Here is a 734-nt window from a genome sequence, read left to right on the forward strand (position 1 = left end):
AGTCCATCGTTAAATCGAGATAAAAGCCCTGTGCAACCCACGCAAAAAACGTGGCAAGGCCAATCCCCGCAAAGGTTTGAGCAAACATTACCCGAGTAATGTGCACCAGTAAAATATGCAGAAACGTCGCCGCCATAAAAGACATCACCCACACGTTCGACCAATTGTTCATTAGCAACATGTAGAAGAAGAACCCGGGTAAACAGATCGTAGTGGCAACCTGGTAGTAGGCCGGTAGGTATTTACGCCAACGGAATGGAAAACGGTGTCGATAAATGATGCCGAAAAACAGCATAGAGCAGAACACGCGTAGCGGCAGGTTTTCATAGGGCTGCGGAAACAGTAGCTCCCATACTATGTAGTACACAGGGAAGCCGACAAAACCCATCCACCCTACTAGAGTAAGGTTCGGTTCCGCGTATTGATAGACTTTACGAATCGCGTCCATATTGAGTATTTAGTTAACCTAGCTATGACGTTTGACGGTATTACTGCTGTTTTTTTTGTTTTTATATTTTTCGAGCGATTATATAACACTTATTGTTTGTAAGCTTTTAAGTTCGATCAAATAATACACTAAGTTCGAATGTGGCACGTTACTTACGTTTAACATTGAAGGGTTGAGCAATAAAAAAGCAGCCACTTGGACTGCTTTGGGTTTAGATATTTGTGAGTACTGTTAAAAAGTACTCATGCGACACACTTTCGTTATTTCGCTACGTTTCCTGCAACAT

Annotated in this window: 1 pseudogene; it reads right to left on the reverse strand. The window is 42.4% G+C overall.

Annotated features, from left to right (window positions below):
- A pseudogene (locus KIV40_RS31335) lies at nucleotides 1–448 on the reverse strand (hybrid sensor histidine kinase/response regulator); the annotation flags it as partial.
- Nucleotides 449–734: the final 286 nt, after the last annotated feature.

Source organism: Vibrio sp. D173a, assembly GCF_030248475.1.